The 3,514-nt window shown below is 52.9% G+C and carries 3 protein-coding genes; all 3 read left to right on the top strand.

Going from position 1 to position 3,514, the window contains the following annotated elements:
• The first annotated feature begins 398 nt into the window (after positions 1-398).
• On the top strand, positions 399-821 hold the full coding sequence (locus QZ329_RS15285; protein ID WP_295753862.1) for a translation initiation factor 2: 423 nt from the start codon (positions 399-401) through the stop codon (positions 819-821).
• Positions 822-1,022: 201 nt separating this feature from the next.
• Complete coding sequence (locus tag QZ329_RS15280) at positions 1,023-2,273, top strand: recombinase family protein (protein ID WP_295753861.1); 1,251 nt, start codon at positions 1,023-1,025, stop codon at positions 2,271-2,273.
• A gap of 25 nt (positions 2,274-2,298) precedes the next feature.
• Positions 2,299-3,051, top strand: a complete 753-nt coding sequence (locus tag QZ329_RS15275; RefSeq protein ID WP_295753860.1) for a metallophosphoesterase family protein — start codon at positions 2,299-2,301, stop codon at positions 3,049-3,051.
• Positions 3,052-3,514: the final 463 nt, after the last annotated feature.

The raw sequence follows: 3,514 nt of genomic DNA, 5'->3' as shown, positions 1-3,514 counted from the left end.
GCATTGACAAAAAAGATGCAGGCAAAAATCCCGCACTTCGGTGCGGGATTTTTGCTACTAAAGACAGAAAACGGCGAAAGTTCAGAACAATATGATGTCATTTACAAAATAAGGAAGCGTAAAATAAAAATAACGAGCCGGAGATGCAAATCCGCCGGATTTGGGAGTTTTTAGGAATACGCATGACTCGAACTCTCCAGCATTCAAAACAACGAAAAGGCTGTCCACAGCCTGTCAATTTTAAGGCAGACCAGTGGACAGCTTTTTTCGTTCCCCTTATCTGTTCACTTTGGTGATTATGTTTGCTTTGTCTCTCAATCATTGTTGGTAATGGTGAATAGCTTTCTCTATGCTTTCCAGCTATACTTGCTTCACAATCATGCAAAGGGGGAAAACCGATGCCAGCCACAAAAAATCTCTGCGCGCAAATCAGCTTGGAACTGCATCAAAAAATCTCGGAGGCCAGAGAGGAATCTGGCCTGACCACCGCACAGTACATCACTGAGCTGCTCACCGAATACTTCAAAATGAAAGAAAACGGAGGGAACATCACCATGACGAACAACACTACCCGGACCCTGGCCTTCCAGATCTCAGAGGAACTTTTCCAGCGGATCAAGGCCCACCTGGAGCGCGAGAGCGCCCGCCTCGGCAGAAAGGTCACTCAGCGGGAGTTCGTCCTGGGCGTGATCGAAGGGGCCTTGAACATGGCCGAGCCGATGGACGTGGACGAGGGCTATGTCGGCCCCTGTGAGGCCCAGCCGGAGGGCGGCGACATCCAGCCCCAGGAGGAGGACAACCCCGCCGCGTTGGGCGCGTAACGGGCCGTGTGAGGCCAAAACAACCGAACAGCAGATGAGAAGCCCCCAGAGCATCCTGATTACCGGGATGCTTTGGGGGCTTCTTTTCGTTTCGCCAGAAGGAGGAGGTGAATCATTACGAAACAAAATGCAGCCTTACCAGCCTGATCCTGAATTTGCTTGTGCCCGGTCTGTATATCTATGGCGCTATTCAGATGAAGAATGGTTCCCAGGAATGATCGCCATAAAGGCAAGGCAAAGGAGTCCAGCGAGTTCCTCATCACCCTGTTCAGCAGCTTCTCCCAGGCGGAGAGCGAATCCATGAGCCTGAACATCATCCCAGGAATACAGCAGAGCATGAAAGAGGGCAATATCCCCTTCCAGTACAGCCGGACGCTGGGCTATCGCCGGGGGCCGAACGGCAAACCGGAGATTGACCCGGAGGAGGCCGAGACGGTGCGCCTGATCTACACCCGCTACCTGGAGGGCCGCAGCCTGGGGGATATCCAGAAGGAGCTGACGGAACGGGAGATTCCCACGGCGGAGGGCATCCAAGGCTGGTCGCGGCAGGTGATCCAGAACATCCTGACCAGCGAGAAGTACATCGGCGATGGCCTGCGGCAGAAAACCTACACCACCGGCCCCATTGGAAATAAGAAGGTGGTAAAAAACAACGGCGAACGGCCCATGTACTACACCCAGAACCACCACCCCGCCATCATCCCCAGGGACATCTTCTACCGGGTGAAGGAGGAGATGGCCCGCAGGGCCAGCAAGCGGAAGGTGATGCAGAAACGCGGCAAGACCGAGCAGGGCAAGTATTCCGCCAAGTATGCCCTCAGCGAGCTTCTGGTGTGTGGAGAGTGCGGTATGCCCTATAAGCGGGTGACATGGGCCAGAAACGGCAAAAAACGCATTGTCTGGAGATGTGTCTCCCGGCTGGAGTTCGGCACAAAATACTGCCACAACTCCCCTACACTGGACGAGGACAAGCTGCATCGGGCCATCGTTGCCGCCCTGAACGAATATGGCGCCATCCGGGCTGAGATCAAGTCCGATGTTCTGGAGCTGGCAGAGCTGGCCCAGAGCGGCGGCGAGGTGGGCGGTGTTAGCCTCCTGGACCTGCGGCAGAGGCTGGATGCCCTGTCTGCGGAGCAGGCGGTCCTGCTGGATAAAATTCTGGGAGATATGAAGAACTCGGAGCTGAATGCCCAGCTAAAGACCATTGTGGAGGAGAAACAGGATATCCTGAACCAGATGGGCGCTATGGAGCAGGACGAGGAACAGCGGAGCCTTCGGGAGTCCCGGAAACGGGAAATGGAGGAGTGGCTGGACCGCCAGCCCCTGTGCCTTACCGAATACGATGACGATCTCACCCGCAGGTTCGTGGAGCGGATCACCGTGGTGGACGCCGAAACCATCCAGGTCAAGATTCGGGACACAGACGTAGAGATCGAGCAGAAAATATGCTAAAATTGAAATAGAGGGCGAGGACATCATGGCCATATTTATCACAGGTGACACGCATGGCGATTTCAGGCGCTTCAAAAAAGAAGTTTTCTATGAGCAGGCAGAGCTGACCAAGAGAGACTGTGTGATCTGCTGCGGCGACTTCGGTGGGGTATGGGATGGCAGCGCTGAGGAACAGGGCCAATTGGACTGGCTGGAGAATAGGCCGTTTACCACCCTGTTTGTCTCCGGGAACCATGAGAACTTCGATCTACTGGCGAAGTATCCCACAGAGGAGTGGCACGGCGGCAAGGTGCAACGTATCCGGCCCTCGGTGATCCACCTGATGCAAGGGCCGGTCTACGACATCCAGGGAAAGACCTTCTTCACCATGGGCGGGGCCAGCAGCCACGACATACAAGACGGCATCTTGGAACCGGATGATCCCCTGTTTAAGAAAAAATGCAGACAACTGGATGCCAGGGGCGCGATGTACCGGGTGAACCACCTGTCCTGGTGGAAGGAGGAACTGCCCAGCGAGGAGGAGTATCAGACCGCACGGGCCAACCTGGGAAAGCACGGCTGGGAGGTGGACTACATCATCACCCACTGCTGCCCCTCCAGTGTGCAGGATGTATTCAGCGGCGGATTTTACCGGAAAGATGCCCTGACAGAATTTTTCGATGAGGTAAGCCAGCGGTGCCAATTCAAATACTGGTTTTTCGGACACTACCATGAGGACATGGTGGTAGAGAAGAAATATGTGATGCTCTATAAGCAGATCATCCGGCTGAAGCTGTGAGCAGAGAGAGGACACCAGGAATGGAGTGCTACCAGTTCCTGACGTCCTTGAACGACCCTACCCAATCTGAACAAATTGTTGTCAGTTGTTCAGATTAGGTAGGGTTATTCTTTGCCTGTATCCCTTGCGGTTTAAGGGGTAAAGGCTTTTTCAAATTCGGATACCACATGTCACTGACTAAGAGCAAAAAGTTCAAAATCAAAGTGCAAAACGTGTAAATGGAGGGATTCGAACCCTCTACAGACGCCACCTATGGGTGGGGCCTATGTTTTTCGATGCATAGCTGTATTCTCTTCCTTGGCATTACATTTAGTTTCTCAATGTGCATCTAAAAATTTGACAAGAAACAAATAAAAATTAAGGTATTGCAATTTGCAACCAGATGGTTTACAATATAAGAGACAAATAGAGCAATGCCATTAAGTTAACCAGATATTCCCAAGTAAAGCGCAAAAAAGCACTT

The sequence above is a fragment of the uncultured Oscillibacter sp. genome, assembly GCF_910579365.1.
Classification (GTDB): domain Bacteria; phylum Bacillota; class Clostridia; order Oscillospirales; family Oscillospiraceae; genus Oscillibacter.
The sequence above is the reverse complement of the archived record's forward strand: the minus strand, read 5'-3'. Positions and strand labels throughout refer to the sequence as shown.